The sequence below is a fragment of the Desulfoplanes sp. PS50 genome, from assembly GCF_053851535.1.
In genome coordinates this window covers 37,251-54,970 of record NZ_JBSPZA010000012.1, presented here as the reverse complement: position 1 = coordinate 54,970, position 17,720 = coordinate 37,251, and the positions used below count along the sequence as shown (strand labels likewise).

Annotated in this window: 21 protein-coding genes; 12 read left to right on the top strand and 9 right to left on the bottom strand. The window is 56.1% G+C overall.

Going from position 1 to position 17,720, the window contains the following annotated elements:
- Positions 1–7: 7 nt before the first annotated feature.
- The 3 genes from ACTVJH_RS07315 to ACTVJH_RS07305 form a co-directional block, all read right to left on the bottom strand.
- Positions 8–298, bottom strand: a complete 291-nt coding sequence (locus tag ACTVJH_RS07315) for a FeoA family protein (RefSeq protein ID WP_455988971.1) — start codon at positions 296–298, stop codon at positions 8–10.
- Positions 299–449: 151 nt separating this feature from the next.
- Positions 450–2,618 (bottom strand): ferrous iron transport protein B, encoded by a 2,169-nt coding sequence (feoB, locus tag ACTVJH_RS07310; RefSeq protein WP_455989015.1) that lies wholly within the window; start codon positions 2,616–2,618, stop codon positions 450–452.
- Entirely contained in the window at positions 2,618–2,848 is a 231-nt protein-coding gene (locus ACTVJH_RS07305; protein WP_455988969.1) for a FeoA family protein, read from the bottom strand. Before ACTVJH_RS07305 ends, feoB begins: the two co-directional genes overlap by 1 nt.
- A gap of 357 nt (positions 2,849–3,205) precedes the next feature.
- Between ACTVJH_RS07305 and yedE the strand changes: the two genes are divergently transcribed.
- From yedE to ACTVJH_RS07285, 4 genes are all read left to right on the top strand, one after another.
- Positions 3,206–4,285, top strand: a complete 1,080-nt coding sequence (gene yedE / locus ACTVJH_RS07300) for a YedE family putative selenium transporter (RefSeq protein WP_455988967.1) — start codon at positions 3,206–3,208, stop codon at positions 4,283–4,285.
- A gap of 334 nt (positions 4,286–4,619) precedes the next feature.
- On the top strand, positions 4,620–4,838 hold the full coding sequence (locus tag ACTVJH_RS07295) for a sulfurtransferase TusA family protein (protein WP_455988965.1): 219 nt from the start codon (positions 4,620–4,622) through the stop codon (positions 4,836–4,838).
- 142 nt (positions 4,839–4,980) lie between these two features.
- The gene (locus tag ACTVJH_RS07290; RefSeq protein WP_455988963.1) at positions 4,981–5,529 is read left to right on the top strand and encodes a DUF3343 domain-containing protein; all 549 of its coding nucleotides are present in this window, start codon (positions 4,981–4,983) and stop codon (positions 5,527–5,529) included.
- A complete protein-coding gene (locus ACTVJH_RS07285) occupies positions 5,517–6,380 on the top strand; it encodes an NAD(P)H-hydrate dehydratase (protein WP_455988961.1) in 864 nt (287 codons plus the stop codon). The genes ACTVJH_RS07290 and ACTVJH_RS07285 overlap by 13 nt, the downstream gene beginning before the upstream one ends.
- 255 nt (positions 6,381–6,635) lie before the next feature.
- Here the strand turns inward: ACTVJH_RS07285 and ACTVJH_RS07280 are convergent, their stop codons facing one another.
- From ACTVJH_RS07280 to ACTVJH_RS07270, 3 genes are all read right to left on the bottom strand, one after another.
- The gene (locus ACTVJH_RS07280; RefSeq protein ID WP_455988959.1) at positions 6,636–6,974 is read right to left on the bottom strand and encodes an ArsR/SmtB family transcription factor; all 339 of its coding nucleotides are present in this window, start codon (positions 6,972–6,974) and stop codon (positions 6,636–6,638) included.
- A 220-nt stretch (positions 6,975–7,194) separates the two neighbouring features.
- Positions 7,195–8,349: an NADP-dependent isocitrate dehydrogenase gene (gene icd / locus ACTVJH_RS07275; RefSeq protein ID WP_455988957.1), complete on the bottom strand. Its 1,155-nt coding sequence runs from the start codon at positions 8,347–8,349 to the stop codon at positions 7,195–7,197.
- 55 nt (positions 8,350–8,404) lie between these two features.
- The gene (locus tag ACTVJH_RS07270) at positions 8,405–8,908 is read right to left on the bottom strand and encodes a chemotaxis protein CheX (RefSeq protein ID WP_455988955.1); all 504 of its coding nucleotides are present in this window, start codon (positions 8,906–8,908) and stop codon (positions 8,405–8,407) included.
- Between the two features lie 300 nt (positions 8,909–9,208).
- Here ACTVJH_RS07270 and ACTVJH_RS07265 point away from each other — a divergent pair, with 300 nt between their 5' ends.
- The 3 genes from ACTVJH_RS07265 to ylqF all read left to right on the top strand — a co-directional run bounded on the left by ACTVJH_RS07265 (position 9,209) and on the right by ylqF (position 11,545).
- The gene (locus ACTVJH_RS07265; RefSeq protein WP_455988953.1) at positions 9,209–9,904 is read left to right on the top strand and encodes a metal-dependent hydrolase; all 696 of its coding nucleotides are present in this window, start codon (positions 9,209–9,211) and stop codon (positions 9,902–9,904) included.
- On the top strand, positions 9,891–10,574 hold the full coding sequence (gene nth / locus ACTVJH_RS07260) for an endonuclease III (RefSeq protein WP_455988951.1): 684 nt from the start codon (positions 9,891–9,893) through the stop codon (positions 10,572–10,574). The genes ACTVJH_RS07265 and nth overlap by 14 nt, the downstream gene beginning before the upstream one ends.
- Before the next feature lie 122 nt (positions 10,575–10,696).
- The gene (ylqF, locus tag ACTVJH_RS07255; protein WP_455988949.1) at positions 10,697–11,545 is read left to right on the top strand and encodes a ribosome biogenesis GTPase YlqF; all 849 of its coding nucleotides are present in this window, start codon (positions 10,697–10,699) and stop codon (positions 11,543–11,545) included.
- Positions 11,546–11,646: 101 nt separating this feature from the next.
- On the opposite strand, the gene ACTVJH_RS07250 is transcribed toward ylqF, so the two are convergent.
- Positions 11,647–12,171: a DUF6691 family protein gene (locus ACTVJH_RS07250; RefSeq protein ID WP_455988947.1), complete on the bottom strand. Its 525-nt coding sequence runs from the start codon at positions 12,169–12,171 to the stop codon at positions 11,647–11,649.
- Between the two features lie 82 nt (positions 12,172–12,253).
- Positions 12,254–12,772, bottom strand: a complete 519-nt coding sequence (locus tag ACTVJH_RS07245; RefSeq protein WP_455988945.1) for a YeeE/YedE thiosulfate transporter family protein — start codon at positions 12,770–12,772, stop codon at positions 12,254–12,256.
- A gap of 116 nt (positions 12,773–12,888) precedes the next feature.
- Between ACTVJH_RS07245 and ACTVJH_RS07240 the strand changes: the two genes are divergently transcribed.
- The gene (locus ACTVJH_RS07240) at positions 12,889–13,557 is read left to right on the top strand and encodes a protein-L-isoaspartate(D-aspartate) O-methyltransferase (RefSeq protein WP_455988943.1); all 669 of its coding nucleotides are present in this window, start codon (positions 12,889–12,891) and stop codon (positions 13,555–13,557) included.
- A 115-nt stretch (positions 13,558–13,672) separates the two neighbouring features.
- Here the strand turns inward: ACTVJH_RS07240 and ACTVJH_RS07235 are convergent, their stop codons facing one another.
- Positions 13,673–14,596 (bottom strand): cation diffusion facilitator family transporter, encoded by a 924-nt coding sequence (locus ACTVJH_RS07235; RefSeq protein WP_455988941.1) that lies wholly within the window; start codon positions 14,594–14,596, stop codon positions 13,673–13,675.
- A gap of 301 nt (positions 14,597–14,897) precedes the next feature.
- On the opposite strand from ACTVJH_RS07235, the gene ACTVJH_RS07230 reads away from it, so the two are divergent.
- From ACTVJH_RS07230 to ACTVJH_RS07215, 4 genes are all read left to right on the top strand, one after another.
- Entirely contained in the window at positions 14,898–15,299 is a 402-nt protein-coding gene (locus ACTVJH_RS07230) for a hypothetical protein (protein WP_455988939.1), read from the top strand.
- Between the two features lie 110 nt (positions 15,300–15,409).
- Positions 15,410–16,378 (top strand): 4Fe-4S dicluster domain-containing protein, encoded by a 969-nt coding sequence (locus tag ACTVJH_RS07225; protein ID WP_455988937.1) that lies wholly within the window; start codon positions 15,410–15,412, stop codon positions 16,376–16,378.
- Entirely contained in the window at positions 16,362–16,829 is a 468-nt protein-coding gene (locus tag ACTVJH_RS07220) for a FeS-binding protein (protein ID WP_455988935.1), read from the top strand. Before ACTVJH_RS07225 ends, ACTVJH_RS07220 begins: the two co-directional genes overlap by 17 nt.
- A 127-nt stretch (positions 16,830–16,956) precedes the next feature.
- Positions 16,957–17,718 carry a J domain-containing protein gene (locus ACTVJH_RS07215; protein ID WP_455988933.1) on the top strand — a complete coding sequence of 254 codons (762 nt, stop codon included), beginning with the start codon at positions 16,957–16,959 and terminating at the stop codon, positions 17,716–17,718.
- Positions 17,719–17,720 lie beyond the last annotated feature (2 nt).

Here is a 17,720-nt window from a genome sequence, read left to right as displayed (position 1 = left end):
CGACAAATCAGGCGACCATGATCGTATCGGCGATCTCCCGCGACAGGGTCACCCGACCGCCCCGCACACCAATGACCAGGGCGCTGTCATTATTGCTGAGCACATCGATCTCGGTTCCCGGCAAAATACCCATGGCCGCCAGATGACCAACCAGCTGCCGGTTGGATTTCATGCAGGCCACCAATCGTTTCTCGCCCATCTGAAGCGTGGAAAGAGGACATTGGGCCCGTAAACTGCATCCAGTACATTTACCGTGCCCTTTTTTTCCCCGTCTCCTGCACCGCTTGCCTGAAAACATATACCTTACCCTGCCATGATCATATGTTGATTTCACGAAAGTTAGAGCTAGTGAATTTTATTATGGGAGTCAAATACAACCCGAACATCTCCAAGGACACATGTGTTCTCGTGCAGGTAGCTGAACCAGGATGGCTGGCTCATCCCGATTGTCAGCCGGTCACGGCCGCTCCGATCTGATAGATAATCACGGCCAGGGTGTAGGCAAGAAGGGTGTTGAATACAACGGCAAAGGCGGCCCATTTCCAATTGGATTCCTTGGCCATGGCGATGACGGTCACAAAACAGGGGGCGTACAAAAGAATGAAAACCATACATCCGATCACAGCGGGGCTGGTCCAATGGGGATCGCTTTTGAGACGTTCCCCAAGGGCCGTGGCATCCTCGGTATCGACCTCGGTCATGGAATAGGCGGTCCCCAGGGTGGAGACAATGACCTCCTTGGCCGCGAACCCGCCGATCACCGCGATGTTCATCTTCCAATTGAATCCCGCCAGCGAGGTTGCCGGGAGCAACGCATCCCCGACACGCCCGGCAATGGTGTTCCGCAATGTGGTTTCCGCCTGTTCCCCGCGAATGGCTGTGATCGTGCGATCACGTTCTTCCTGGGAAAGGTTCTGTGTCTGCATGACGGTGGCCACCCGTGCGTCAAAGGCCCGGACCTGTTCCTGAGGGAGCTGGGGAAAGGTCATGGCCGCCCAGATGAGGATGGAGATGGCCAGAATGACCGTTCCTGCCTTCTTGATATACTGCCAGGTCCTTTCCCAGGTGTGGAGCCAGATCCCGCGCAGGGTAGGAATCCGATAGGGAGGGAGTTCCATGACAAAGGGGGTCGGATCTCCCTTGATGATCGCCCAGCGGAGCAAACGGGCCGTGATCAGGGCAATGACCCAGGCGCCCAGGGAAAAAAGCAGCATGACCCGTGCGGCATGATTGGGGAAAAAGGCCGCAGTCATCATGATGAACAGGGGCAGTTTGGCCCCGCACATCATGAACGGCGAGACCACCAGTGTGGCCAACCGCTCCTTGGGACTGCGCAGGGTCCGGGCGGACATGATGCCGGGAACCGCGCAGCCTCCCGGAATACCGCCGGAAATAATAAAGGGCATGACCGAACAGCCGTGCAGTCCGAAAAATCGAAAAACGCGGTCCATCATATAGGCCATTCGGGCCATGTACCCGAGATCTTCCAGAAAGGTGAGCATGAGGAACATGATCAGGATGAGAGGCACGAAACTGAGCACCCCGCCCACCCCGTCGACAATTCCCGAAACCACCATGGACTGGAGCATGCCGTCGGGAAGTATTCGCGTACAGACATTCCCCAGCCATTCGAACCCGGCGATGAACAATTCCTGGGGATAGGCCCCGAGCTCGATGGTCACGGCGAACATCCCGTACAAGATGGCCAGCATGAACACAGGACCGAGAAGTTTGTGGGTCAGGATGGTGTCGATCTTGTCCGAACGCGTATAGACATCGTCGCTTGGATCGATCTCGAGAACCCCTTCCTTGAGAATGTCATTGATGAAGCCATACCGGTAGTCAGCAATGATCGCTTCCGGATAGGTCCCTGAGGAGCTGTCACAAATCGCTTCGGCCTCTTTGGCCATGGCCTCGAGTTCCAGCCCCAGGGGGCTTTTTTCACGACCTCGCTTGACCAGACTTTCGTCGTTTTCCAGATATTTGACCGCAATGAATCGGGCAGGATAGCGCTCAGTGAGAAATTTCTCTTCCTCGATCCTGGCGACCATCTTGTCGATGATCGGATCCAGTTCAGGACCATAGGGTATGTGCAGGGGAGAAAACTCCTTGATGGCCTCGCCTTTGGCGTAGTCCACCGTGGTCTTCATGAGCTTGTCGATACCCTTGCCGGTCTTGGCCACGGTCTCGACAACCGGAACGCCCAGACGCCGGGACAACTTGTGGGTATGGATGTGAATCCCTTTTTCACGCACCTCATCCATCATATTCATGGCAAGGACAACCGGAACCCCCAGCTCCATGAGCTGCACAGCCAGATAGAGACTCCGCTCGAGGGCCGTGGCATCGACCACGTCAATGGCCAGTTCCGGATTCTCGTCCACCAGAACCTGCCGAGCGACCAGCTCTTCCATGGAATAGGCCGTCAGGGAATAGGTCCCGGGGAGATCGATGATCCGCAGGGTGGTCCCGTTGATCCGGGAGCACCCTTCCTTGCGTTCGACAGTAATGCCGGGATAATTGCCCACCCGTTCCTTGGAGCCGGTAATGGCGTTGAAGGTGGTACTCTTGCCACAATTGGGATTGCCCGCCAGGGCGACTCGTATTGCTCGGTCCATCATCCTTCCTGCTCGCTCGTCTCGACAACGATATGATCGGCCTCGCTGTTGCGAAGACTCATGGTGAATCCCTTGAGCCTGATGGCTACAGGATCCTTCAAGGGGGCGTGCCCAACAATGGTTATCTCGGTGCCGGGAATCAGGCCCATGTCCCGAATCCGCCGCCCCAATTCCCCCCGGGCGGCCACGGACACGATACGGCCCTTTTGATTCACCTGTAATTGACGCATGGGTATCTTCATAAAACGTCCCTCAAAAATAGACATGAAAGAATATTGGAAGCCTCTAACTTGACTCATCTGAAAAAGCAATATGGAAAAATGCGCTCCGTGCGCAAAGGACAGCACGCACACCCTTTCAACGTCCCATCCTCTGCTTGATCCTCCCTGCGATTCTCCCCCTCTCTGCCGCGCAAACGCCCTGAGCAATAGTTTTTACCAATACGTTGTTCCTTCATGAATCAGGACTTTGAATTTGTCATCATCTCTTTCCTGGGCATAGTAATGCTTTTATTTCATGGGACGAGCAAACCAATATCTGGCATGCGTCCCCTTCTATCAACCTCTACCCAGGGAGAACCACGGACAATGAAAAATTATTTCGCTTCCAGATGGGGTATCATCGGCGTCGGGGCGGTTATCGGGATCTTGGCCGCCCTTTTACAAAAACTCGGCAACCCGGGAAACATGGGCATCTGCGTGGCCTGTTTCGAGCGGGACATTGCCGGAGCCATTGGTTTTCATCGTGCCGGCGTGGTGCAGTACATGCGCCCGGAAATCATCGGTTTCGTCCTAGGATCCCTTGGCGCCGCCCTTGCCTTCAGGGATTTCCGACCCCGAACCGGATCGGCCCCGTTCGTCCGCTTCATCCTGGGGATCTTCGCCATGATCGGAGCGCTCGTCTTTCTGGGATGCCCCTGGAGGGCCATGCTCCGTCTGGCCGGCGGGGACATGAATGCCGTCTTCGGTCTTCTCGGACTGGTTACCGGGGTCTATATCGGCACCCTGTTCCTTAAAAACGGCTACAATCTCGGCCCCGCCAAAAAGACCTATCCGGCCGGCGGCATGCTCATCTCCCTGGTCATGCTCGGATTTCTGGCCCTGGCACTCATCTACCCCCAGATTCCCGGCGAACCCAAATCCGGGATTCTCTTTTACAGTCTCAAGGGCCCCGGTGCCATGCACGCGCCCCTGTTCATCGCCCTTGCCATCGGTCTTGGCGTAGGCATCCTGGCCCAGCGAAGCCGGTTCTGCACCATGGGGGCCTTCCGGGACCTGATCCTCTTCAAGCAGACCCATCTCTTCGGCGGGGTGGTCGCCCTGATCCTGGCCGCCTTTCTGGCCAACCTGGTGTTCGGTCAGTTCAACTATGGATTCGCCGGCCAACCGGTCGCCCACACCCAGGGACTCTGGAATTTCATGGGCATGGTCCTGGCGGGCCTCGCCTTTGCCCTGGCCGGAGGCTGTCCCGGACGGCAGCTCTTCCTGGCCGGAGAGGGTGACGGGGATGCAGCAGTCTTTGTCTTCGGAATGATCGTGGGCGCGGGATTCTCCCACAATTTCGGCCTGGCCAGTTCCCCCAAGGGTGTCGGCCCGCACGGCATCGCCGCCGTGATCATCGGCCTGATCGTCTGTCTGGGGATAGGCTGGTTCATGCGCAAAAAATAAAAAAAAGGAGACGGGAGACCGGAAAAGTGAATGCTTAGCGAGCTTGCGAGCTTTAGCAGACCTTATGCAGAGCTAAAGTGAATGCTTAGCGAGCTTGCGAGCTTTAGCAGACCTTATGCAGAGCTAAAGTGAATGCTTAGCGAGCTTGCGAGCTTTAGCAGACCTTATGCAGAGCTGACGGGAAAGGACAAGGTCGGAAGTCGGAGGTCGGAAGTCGATCTCCGTGTACTTTGTCCGTGCCGGTTGTCCGTGTCAGTCCGTGTCCGTCCCCACTATCCACCGCCTCCCCGTAAAACACGCTCACAGCGCACACTCACACACCAAGGAGCAGATAATGAGCACCACAGTCGACGCCCGCGGACTTTCCTGCCCGCAACCCGTTTTGGATACCATGATGGCCATTCAGACCACCAGCGACACCACCATCACCGTCCTGGTGGATACCGAGGCCTCCAAGGAGAACGTGGCCCGAGCCGCCCAGGGCAAGGGATGGAATGTCTCATCCATCGATGAAAACGATGGGGAATATACCTTGACCATGGTCAAATCCTAAAGCAGAGATTTGCATCCGTCTGCACATCCTGCAACGATCAGCAACATCGAGACAATCTCCATGCAATTCCCAAGGGGCACGGCACGCCGTGCCCCTACCCATTGCCGATTAACGATTATCGACACGACCTCACGGATCTCTCATGTTCCTCAAAAACCTTTTTCGCAAAAAAAAATCCCCTGCCCGGGAATCAAAATGGGACAAGGGAATCATGATCTTTGACCATACCTCGGATGTCATCCGGGCCGAAGAACTCATCAAGCAGGCCGGATGGCGGATCCGGGTCATGGGCCCTCCGCCGGAGATCCAAAAGGGATGCGACCTGGTCGTGGAGTTCCCCCTGGTCGAGCAGATGAACATCCTGCGCCTGCTCGAGACCGGTGATGTCCGTCCCATCGAGGTCGTTCCTGTGACCAGCCCCCTGCTTACCCCGGTGGATCTTTTCCACTCCAAGGACTTTGGCGACTACCTCATGGTCCGGGCGGCGAACATGAAGATGACCATCTGCAAACACGATCTGACCATCGTCAATATCTCGGGCGGCGGATGTCCCGACGTCCCCTTTCTGGCAGAACGCCTCACAGGATACACACTCCACGAGGCCACATCACCCCGCGAAATCGGGCATACCCTGTGCGGATACGCCCTTCAGCTCGCCTACGAGGAGCTCTCACGCCAATGCTTGTCATAATCGGAACCGTACCCGATCCCACATTTCCGCTGACCTATGGACCGGTCGAGCGAAGTGGCGACCGAATCACCATAGAAGGCCACACCGTTCCCATCAATCGGGGAACCCCCGCATTGATCGGAGCTGCCTTGCAGACCGCCCGGGTATATGGCCATCCCCTGCCGTACGCCCTGCTGGTCGGCGATGAGGGACTCGGACACGGGAGCAGAAAACTCTATGCCCACCTTGCAAAACACGTCCATGAGCTGCCTGCGACCACCCTGGTCTTCCATTATCTTCAGCCCGACGTTGACTGGCACAACCGCGTGCTCATGGCCATCGACGATCACTGCGATCCCCGTCCCAAGCTGATCGCGGATGCCGGATTCATGTATGCGGCCAAGATGAGCGGGTTTTCCTCCTCCTATGACCTGTTCACCCCGGACATGGGCGAACTCGCCTTTCTGGCCGACGAAACCGCGCCCCACCCCTTTTATACCCGGGGATTCATCCTGCACAACAACTCCGACGCACCTTCCCTCATCGACCGGGCGTACAAACACGACAATGCCGCAAGCCATCTGCTGATCAAGGGAAGTACGGATATGTTCGCCACAAACGGCCGCATCCATTGGCAACTCGATTCCCCCTCGAGCGAGGCCATGGAGGCCATGGGCGGAACCGGCGACACACTGACCGGAATCTGCGCGGCCCTGATCGACGCGGGATTATCCATCGAAGAGGCCGGCAAAAAGGCGGCCCTGACCAACAGGCATGCCGGACATCTCTGTTGCCCCACTCCAGCGACCCAGGTCCTGGAGATCATCGACGCCCTGCCCGGGGCGTTGGAACTCGTTGAAAAAAGGAAATGAATAACCTGACTATTCAGGTAACTATTCAGAAATCCCCAAAAAGGCGCGTGTCTTTTTTGATCGTCATCCCGGACTTGATCCGGGATTCTGCACGACGGGGCAGTTGCTTGTTCAACATACAATGCCCACAGCTCCGGAGATCCCGGCCTACGCCGGGATGACGTTTTTACGACAATCGTTGGAACCCTGCTGAATAGATACTGAATAACGAGCAGAAAGGCTCGCAAGGGGAATAGAAGGTAGAGAGTACGGCTGCTAGTCCGTGGAGGAGGAAGGGGATTTCGGAAGGATGTTTCGATCGAAACGATTCGTGAGAAAGCGCTCCACACATTGCATGAACGTTCCCAGACAATGCAGACGCAGCTCATAGATGACCTGGGTTCCGTTCCTGTGCGTCGCGACAATCCCCAGTTTTCGAAGGATACGCAAATGCTTGGATACCGTCGAGATATCCGATCCTACCAATCGCTGTAATTCACACACGCACCTGTTTCCCCGGGACAATTCCTCGACCATGAGCAGCCGGGCGGGATGACCCAATGCCTTGAAGATATCGGCCTTGGATTTGAAGGGCTCGCTGCTGGGATGTGTCATGCCGTTTCCTTGGTATGCTTCCTGATACATCGAATCATAGGGTTGCTTCAACGCGTTACACCATTTGAACGGCCCTGCTGGATCTCCTCGAAATGGCTTACGAAGAGACCCGGCAGGATCGGACGAAGTGTCTGCCCCGTTCCGCCTTGATAATTTCCAGCGACCGGGCGTTGGAAAGGCCTCTTGACAGGGACGCGCAAAGGTCAGGGCATCAGCCACATCACCGAGTCGCGAGTGCCTGACCGACGAGTTCGCCGAATGCCGAACAGGCGACCTGGGTGGCGCCGTTGATCTGACCGGCCAGATCAACGGTGACCCGCTTGCCGGTGATCACCCGTTCCACGGCCTGGCGGATGCGATCACCGGCCTCGTTCCAGCCCATGTGATCCAGAAGCATGGCCCCTGAAAGGATGAGGCTTCCGGGATTGGCCATATCCTTGCCCGCTATGGTCGGCGCGGTACCGTGGGTCGGCTCGAACAGAGCCAGGGTATCGCCCATGTTCACCCCCGGAGCCAGACCGAGACCGCCGACCTGGGCGGCCAGGGCGTCGGAAATATAGTCCCCGTTCAGATTGGTCGTGGCAATGACGTCATACTGGGCAGGGCGCATGAGCACTTCCTGGAACATGGCATCGGCGATCCGGTCCTTGATCTCCAGAGGTTTACCCTCGGCGGGTTCCCCCTCGGTGTGAATCAGATCCCCGAATTCCTCGGCGGCCAGCTCGTATCCCCACTTGCGGAACCCACCTTCGGTATACTTCATGATATTGCCCTTGTGCACCAGGGTGACACTCTTTCTGCCCTGATCCAGGGCATACTGAATGGCCCGCCGCACAAGCCGCTTGGAACCGTTCGGGGTCATGGGCTTGATGCCCACGCCGCTGGTCGCATCGAGATCCACGCCCAGGACATCATGGAGAAACCCGATCAGCTTTTTGGCCGCATCGCTCCCGGATTCCCATTCGATTCCAGCGTAGACATCCTCGGTGTTCTCCCGAAAAATGACCATATCCACACGCTCGGGATGCTTGACCGGGGATTCAATGCCCTGAAAATAGCGCACCGGACGGATACAGGCGTACAGATCGAGACTCTGGCGCATGGTCACGTTCAGACTGCGAAATCCCGAACCAACCGGCGTGGTCAAGGGCCCCTTCATGGCAAAGGTGGCCTCTTTGAGGGCGGTCATTGTCTCCTGGGGCAGATATTCCCCCTGCTCGCGCATGGCCTTTTCCCCGGCCAGCAGCTCGACCCATTCGATAGAGCGTGCGTCTGCATAGCATTCATGAACCGCCGCATCGATAATCGGCCGTGCCGCGGCCCAAATCTCCGGGCCCACCCCATCACCTTCTATATAACAGACTCTGTTTTTCATGTTGCTCTTGTTCTCCACATATCTCTTGGACGATCAAACCTATGACATGCCCGGTTTATCCAAAACAGATTTCCACGGTGACAGGCCCGTACTCCGTATCACAGGGGATAGCCAGAACCGCCGAAGTGGACACATGTTTGATGGTATGACCCGTGCCGGTAACCACGGTGGGAATGGCGCCCGAATAGACGATGCCGCAATCCGCCATTCCCTTGCGCCCCTGACCGCAGACCATGTTGGTCATCTCCCCGACAGCATCCACGACATCCTTGTTCACCTCGACAATTTCCTCACCGAACATTCTTCCGACAATCCCCAGCGCCGATTCATTGGTAAAGGTCAGCGACATGGATCCCCTGCCCGGCCCGTTGTTGTTGGACATCCCGATAACCCCCGAGATGTCCCCCGTGGCCGGACCCGCGGATTTGGTAAACGCCTTGCCGGGAGTTGTCTCCACTCTGGCCATGGTCTCCAGGACCGAAACGACCGCGTCCGTAAATGTCTGTTTGATCTGCAGTATCTTGTCCTTCATCATCCATTCCTTACGCTGTTTTGGCAAGGTATCACCTGTACAGAGACCTGCAGCGCATGTCAAAACGATTCCTCTTGACACGCCTCTTTCCACACGTGGTACATTGACACGCGCATGAAGGACGGTTCTTTACCCCTTGTTCACAAAGAGCATAGGGAAAAGGCACGAATCGTCTTGGAACGTCATCTACCCGTGACGGTTCATTTGTCCGTTGCCAAGCGGTACAAAACTTTCTACATTCCCGGGCGATCAGCCCTCTGGTATCGTTCGTGGGTCTGTGGAGAGAGTGAAGAATCCATCTTTCACCCAACAGCAAGGAGATTGCTCATGACCTATTTTCTGACCTGGCACGGCCATGCGAATTTCGAGATAACCACCCCCACGCAAACCATCCTCATCGACCCCTGGTTTTCAGGCAACCCCTCTGCGGACTGCAGCGCCGGGGACATAGAAAACGCCGATCTGGTGCTGCTTACCCATGACCATGACGACCATCTGGGCGATACCATGGAGATCTGCAAACGGACCGGGGCCGCACTGGCCGCCCAGGTGGAGCTGGCCTGTTCCCTGAAAAACCAGGGCCTTGATCAGGATCAGATAGTCAATGGGATCGGTTTCAACATCGGCGGCACCGTGGAGGTCGGCGGGACGCGGATCACCATGACCCAGGCCTTTCATTCCTGTGGTGTGGGCACGCCGGTGGGATTCATCATTCGTCTGGAAAACGGTTTCACCCTCTATCATGCCGGTGATACCGGCATCTTCGGGGACATGAAGATCTGGGGCGAGTTGTGTCCCATGGACCTGGCTCTCCTGCCCACGGGCGATGTCTTTACCATGGATGCCCGTCAGGCCGCCATGGCCTGCTCCCTGCTCACATGCCGCCAGGCGGTTCCCATGCATTGGGGAACCTTCCCTGCCCTGGCTGCCGATCCTGAGAATTTCACCAGGCAGGTCCGCAGGTTCGCGCCGGCCACCAAACCGATCATCATGCGTCCGGGAGAGAAGATTGAGCTCGCCTAGACTGCAGGCAGACGGCCGGGAAACAGAGAAAAAACAACGGGCTGCGATTGTTCTCAAACGCCTTGCCAAACGCTATCCCCAACCCGAGTCGGCCCTGACCTGGTCCACCCCCTGGGAACTTCTCGTGGCCACGGCCCTTTCGGCCCAGTGTACGGACGAACGGGTGAACATGGTCACCCCCGCTCTCTTTGCAACCTGGCCGGACGTGCAGTCCATGGCAAAAGCCGATCCCCGGGACGTGGAACGGGTCATCTACTCGACAGGGTTTTACAAAAACAAGACCAAAAACCTCATCCATGCGGCCCGAACCATTGTGGACCATTTCGCCGGTCAGGTCCCTCGAACCATGGAGGAATTGATCACCCTGGGCGGGGTGGCCCGAAAGACCGCCAACATCATTCTGTCCAACGCCTTTGGCATTCATGAAGGCATTGCCGTGGACACGCATGTAAAGAGAATAGCTCTACGTCTGGGTCTGACCGAATCGACCAATCCCATCCGCATCGAAAAGGATCTCATGCCCCTTTTTCCTCAACAACATTGGGGAAATATCAATCATTGTCTGGTTCTGTTCGGCCGCGAGGTCTGCAACGCCAGATCACCCCGATGTAATACATGTGAATTGCACGACATCTGTCCGCAACACGGAGTGAAAAACGCGCATAAATGATGATCGATCATGACCAAACTGCCCCGTTCATTTCAGATAGCGTCCATGAAAAAACGGTTTTCGTGGACCATCTTCCAAAGGACAGGCAGCCAAACTATTACCAATAAGAATCAAAAAATCAAATGGATATAAATTGGTTCCCAGGACACATGCACAAGGCCAGGCAGGCCATCGCCAAGGTCATGCCCACCATCGACGTGGTCGTGGAGGTGCTCGATGCCCGGCTGCCCCTTTCCAGCCAAAACCCCCTGCTTGGTCAGCTCAGGGGAGACAAGCCGTGCATTCGGGTTTTGAACAAGGTTGATCTTGCCGATCCGGAAACAACCGGGGAATGGATCGACTATTTCCAGCGCGAAAAGGGGGTCAGGGCCCTGGGTCTCTGCGCCAAAAACAAGAAAGAGGCCCTGCGGATCATTGGCCTGTGCAAAAAAATGACCCCGAAGCGGGATTACCTGTTCAAACCCGTCCGGGTGATGATGGCCGGCATTCCCAACGTGGGTAAATCCACCCTGATCAATACCATCGTCGGCCGGGAGATCACCAAGGCAGCCAATCAGGCGGCCATCACCCGCAAACCCAAACACATCGATCTGAAAAACGGGGTTGTTCTCTCGGATACCCCGGGTATCCTGTGGCCCAAACTCGAAGACAGGCATGGAGCCTTTTTGCTGGCTGCATCCGGGGCCATCCGGGACACGGCCATGAGTTATCCCGAGGTAGCCATCTACGCGGGAAACCATCTTCTTGGCAGCTATCCCGATCTGCTCATGCATCGGTACAAACTCAAACAGCTGCCCGTGGACGGTCCGGCCTTGCTCGAGGCCATCGGACGCAAGCGGGGATGTCTGGTTCGCGGAGGCGGGATCGATCTGCACAAGGCATCGGAATTGTTTTTGCGGGAACTGAAAAACGGGATCATCGGTCGCATCAGTCTGGAACGACCAAAGAGCCAGGAAAACAGAGCGGAATAACGAACGTAGACGCATTCTGAAAAACCAGAAAGGGCGGACCCATCATGGGTCCGCCCTTTCTTATTGATTCTCGATCTTCAATTGTACCTGCTGTTGCTTCCCTACAACCCCTTGCGTTCAAACCACCGAAACAGCGCAACATACGCGATCACCAGGACGATGATCACAATCCAGTGGTTGATCCCCAGAACCTGGGGCAGGGTGATTTTGCCGAAACTTCCCCACGTGTACACAGTATCCTTGAGTGCCGGATAGGTATGGGCAAAAATCGATGCCCCCACGAGCATCCCGCCGATACCCCAGAGGGCATCCCAGCGTCCCTCTCCCAGGGCCCCGGCCGAGGTGCCGGGGCAATATCCCAGAAGCCCCCATCCCAGACCGAACAGAATCCCTCCAAGGACATTGGCCCCCACCGATGTCGCCTTGACCGATAGTTTGACCACGCCCATGTCGTTTAAGAGATAGATCCCGATCATGCCCACAATGATATTCGAAAGCATGAATTTGACGATGGTCATATCCATGAGCCGCAACGCCCCGAGCTGTTTATCGTACCTGATGACCTGGGCCTTTTGCAGCAAAAATCCAAACACGATCCCAGTTACCAATCCATATATGAGAGCCATACACGCCTCCTTGCGATACACCGGACAATGCGGGTCCGGTCAGATGATTTCGACAAATTCGTTGTATCGACCAGCGATGATCCTATTTTCCGGTCCGAGGATACACAATGGCGGCCATGAGAACACCGGCCCCGAAAAAGCAGGCCGCAGCAATGAACCCACTCACCGAAAGCTGGATCAATCCGCTCAGACCATGGCCGCTGGGACATCCTCCGGCAAGCCGTGCCCCGTACATGGCCACGATACCGCCGACAAAGGCGACCACGGCTCGCTTGCCCACACCCGGACCATGTCTGTTTTTCCACATGTCAGGTACAGGCTGCCAGGAAAATGTCTTCGAAGAGAGGGAGCCGATCAGGGAACCGAGGAAAATGCCAATGACAAACAGAAACTGCCAATCGAACTTCACACCCTTGGACATGTAATAGACATTGTTGGCCACGGCTTCCGATCCGAATATCTTTTCGATCATCCCGGAAGCCCGGACAAAGGTGGTCGAGGCCCCCACGAACTTTCCGGCCACAGCAACGGAAACGACCCCTAAAACCCCGCTCAACGCCCCGGCCAGATACGGACTCCATACACCTTTTTCTGTTTTCATCGATCCTCCTTGGAAAATGGTTGTTTCTGATGTACCTGGGAATACATAGCTGGAAAATAACATGAGAATATCAGAACTCTATCATGAAAATCAAGCAATTGAAAGAGGAACCGCGTATGAGCCAATACGATACCCCCACGACCCGCACCAGGAGACAGACCATGGTCACCACCCAGATCGAGGCCAGGGGTATCCATGCCCCCTTGATCCTCGAGGCCATGCGTTCGGTTCCCAGACATATGTTCATGCCGCAGGATCTGCAGGAGGTGGCCTATGATGATTCGCCCCAGCCCATCGGGTGGAACCAGACCATCTCTCAACCCTTTATCGTAGCCTACATGACCGAGGCCCTGGGACTTGCGGGCGGGGAAACCGTTTTGGAGATAGGATGCGGACGAGGGTATCAGGCCGCCGTTTTAAGCAGGATCGCCGGCAGGGTCTTTACGATCGAACGTGTTCCCGAACTGGCACACAAGGCCGCTGAAACGTTCAAGAAACTAGACATCAGCAATATCGAGGTGCGCGTCGGGGACGGCACGCTGGGATGGGAGGAAAAGGGCCCCTTTGACGCCATTCTGGTCACGGCATCCGGACCCCGCATACCAGCGCCCCTGTCTGAGCAGCTCGCCATCCCGGGAACTCTGGTCATGCCGGTGGGCAGTCTGCGCTACGGCCAGAAACTGATCCGTCAGACGCGGGTGGACCGGGATCTATTCCACACGGACAACCTGCTGGCCGTGGCCTTTGTCCCCTTGATCGGCAAGCTCGGGTGGGAGGAAGATTAGAATCTATGATCAAGAAGATAGGGTAAAAGATACAAGATGGATAGCGGAGTACGCTGTTTCGGAAAGGATTCGTGGTCCTCGACCGGTACCGGGGGATGGATCGCAGCGCCCATCGTCACTCCCGCAGACAGGGATCATCAACATGTACGTGTTCAACCTGATGGGGGTCCACATGGACGATGACATCGACCACGTCGGGAACCTCCTGGATCACGGCCTTGCGCACATGTTCGGCAATGGAATGGCCCTGCATGACAGACATGTTGCCATCTACGACAATATGCAGATCTGCAAAGATGGACCCGCTCTGATACCTGGTCCTGACCCTGTGCGCATCGCGGATTGCAGGATGGGCCAGGGCCACATCGCGAATCTTCTCGCAGACTTCCCGGGGGGCACCCCAGTCCATGAGCTCCTTGAGCCCGGGCCAGATGATCCTAAGCGCGGCCTGAAGGACAAGCAGGGCCACAAGGAGCGCACCGATCCTGTCCAGCATGGTCCACGAAGGAATGAGGATCGCCCCGGTCACGGCAAGCAGGGCCGGAATGGAACTGATCGCATCCAGCCTGTGATGCCAGGCATTGGCGAGCACCGCAGTGCTCTTTGTCGCACGCCCCCAGCGGGCAGACCAGCGGTACAGAATTTCATTGGCCAGCACGGATACCGCGGCCGCCAGGGCAGCTATCCAGCCGGGCACCCTGTGGGTATCCGATTGGATGGAGGTCACGGCCTCCCACCCGATTCCCACTGCAGCTCCAAACAATGCCAGCCCGATAAGAATGGTCACAAAGGTCTCGAACCGCCTGTGACCATAAGGATGCTCGGCATCCGGGGGTCTGGACCAATAATGGGAACCAATCAGCACGGCGATGTCGGTCACGCAATCGGACAGACTGTGTACAGCATCGGCCAGTACCGCCTGACTCCCGCCCAGATATCCGGTGATCCCCTTGACCAGGGCCAATCCCAGATTGACCAGCAGCCCCACCCAGGTGACCCGGCGGACCACATGACCGCGCATGGCTTCAGTATATTCCACGGTTCATCCAAGATTTTTGCATTGATCTCTATTCCATAATGGATTTATTTTCTTACGACAGGTCATAACGGATCGCAATCACCAAAAAAGACCGTGCCCTCATCACGGCTCAAAAAAACATTGTCATGGCCAGGCCCGATGTATTCTCATCCAAGTACCTGGAATATGATGGCTGGCTATAATTGCAACCATCATTGCATTTTTCCCAAAAAGGCCCTAGAAAATGACCAGGTCTTTTTCTCCACCGACCCTGAGGTCTGCCAATCAACCGCACGGGTCACCAACACGCAGGAGACAGGTCATGAGCGAACAGATTTCCTTCACCAAGTTTGAGGACGAAGCACGCCCCGTATTCAGGATGAAAATCGGCAAGGCCGAGTCCACCGAGGACGTTAAAAAATTCTTCTTTCAAACCCTGCGAGATCTTTTCGACACAATGTTTGGCGATCAGGTGGTCTTTGAACGTGAACATATTGTTCTTGATCCCGGGGAGGCACCGTATTTTCAGATAAAGGAAGGATTGAACTCCCAACCCGCCTTTGCCCGGGCCATAACGGATTCCGATCTGAAACAGATCATCGAACGCTTGGCCAAGACCGCTGCCAACAGATATATCCATCTGGACAAAAATCCCGAAAAAACCAATTCCAAAATCCGAACGGAGCTTCACAAGAGGGGAAGGGATTCCTTGCGAAACTTTTGAAAAATCAATGGATTCACACCGTGAAACTCCAACATAGCACGAACGTTGCTGACGGCACATACTTCTTCAATCTCCCACTCACGCACTGCTGACACCTATTTGGAGCCTCCATGTCCATTTCCAGACGTCGTTTTCTACAGACTGCGGCCCTGGCCGGTCTGGGATCGGTCCTTCCCTCGACATCCCAGGCTGCTGCCAGGGGAGAAGAACTGGCCACACTCCTCGATATCCGCAAGTGCATCGGATGCAATGAGTGCGTGTATGCCTGTCGCGAGGCCAACGAGCACAAGTATCCGGTACCTGAAAAGCCTTTTCCCACAATGTATCCCGACCGGGTCAAAGTCGCCGATTGGTCGGACAAGCAGGACGTAGACGACCGGCTGACACCCTACAACTGGCTGTATATCCAATACGCGGATGTCACCTGGAACGGGCAGGAGTATGCACTGACCATTCCCAGACGCTGCCTGCATTGTACCAACCCTCCCTGTGCCAATCTCTGTCCCTGGGGGGCGGCCCTGAAGCAGGACAACGGCATTGTACGGATCAATGACAGGATCTGTCTGGGCGGGTCCAAGTGCAAGGATGTCTGCCCCTGGGACATTCCGGAACGCCAGACCGGCGTGGGACTCTATTTGGATCTGGCTCCCGGGTTTGCCGGAAACGGCGTCATGTACAAATGTGACCGGTGCTACGACCGGATCGAGAGAGGGGAGATTCCCGCCTGCATCGAGGCCTGTCCGGAAAATGTTCAGACCATTGGTCCCCGATCCGAAATCATGGCTATGGCCCATGAACTGGCCAAAGAGATAGATGGTTTCATCTATGGCGAGATGGAAAACGGCGGGACAAACACCGTGTATGTATCCCCGGTTCCTTTCGAGGAAATCGACAAGGTAATCGACAAGGGACCGGGTCGGCCGGGATTTCAGCCGGTGGGTGATCCTATGAGCCCGGAAGACAAACTGCTTCGGGCCATGTTCTTCGCCCCGGTTGCCGGAGTCGCCGCCGGCATATTGCATACGGTTCGGGCCCTGGGACAAAAAACGGACAAGGAGCGCGATGATGAAGAAAAATGAGTACCTCCCCAGGGGAGTTGTCCGCATCTACCACCTGATCGTCTTTGCTCTTCTGTTCACCGGGTTCGCCCAGATGCCCATCTTCAAACGGTATTACCTGGCCGATATCCCTGGATTCGCCTGGACTGCCGACTACTATCTCAACCACCGGCTCCACTATATCCTGGCGGCCCTGCTTCTGGCCTTTTTTACCTATGTGGTGGTCGTCTATCTCACGGTATGGAGCAAACGGTTCACACTCACTGGAAGCGGCTGGACGAGCACAGCCCTCTGGCTGGGCATCGTTGTCACGGGAATCATGCGTGTTGCCAAAAACCAGCCAGACATCCACTTCAGCCCGGAAACGACCATGTGGATAGACTGGCTCCACCTCGGTCTGGTGATGCTGCTGGGCGTATTCAGCCTGGTAGGTGCACTTGCAGGTCGAGGCAGATTGCTGCAACGATCCTGAAGAAAGGCGTTTTCTGCCATGAAAAAATCATTTTCTGTATATGAAGAGATCGGATTTCATGGCTTGAGATTTATGCCTTCATGACGTATGCAGCCCCATCATTACCGTGTTTCATGGAGGAAACAGATTGATCCAATCCCTGCCGGAACCCCAACTTTTTGACGCCTGCCGGGTTCTGCTCGGTCCGGAGATCAACCTTTCCAGAGATTTTCTCTTCTATCTCCAGCCAAAGGGTGTTCAATCCGCGTACCGACGCAGAGCGCGGGAGACCCATCCGGATCTTTTGGGCGTTGACTGCCACCCCCTGGAGGCCGAGCGTACCGAGGCATTTCGCAATGTCTCCGAGGCCTACGAGGTGCTCAAGGCGTTCCTTAAACAACGGGATTCAGGGATCTGGAAACCATCCATCCCTACCTCCCACCGGCAACAGCCCCAACAACGTCCCGAACATCCCCAGCCATCTCGCCAGCGCCCCGCACGACCGCATTCACAGACGACAGCACATGATATTCACATCCCCCGACAAAAAATGTTTTTCGGGCTTTATCTCGTCTACAGGGGAATCATCTCCCACCAGGCATTGGTCAAGGGATTGGTCTGGCAACGGAGGCAGCGGCCCCTGCTCGGAGCCATAGCCACCAAATGGGGATGGCTCGATGCCGAAACGGTCCAGGAGGTACTCATGAACCGATCCCTTTCAGGTCGATTCGGGGAAAAAGCGATTCTCTTGGAGCTGCTCACCCCCTTCCAGGTCAAGACCCTGCTCAGACATCAGCGCAATCAGCAACAACGGCTCGGAATGTTCTTCGTCAAGCAGGGCTACATCACCCGAACCCAGCTCTATCAGCTTCTCCGGGAATTCCGGGATCACAACAACAGAGTATCCTGAAC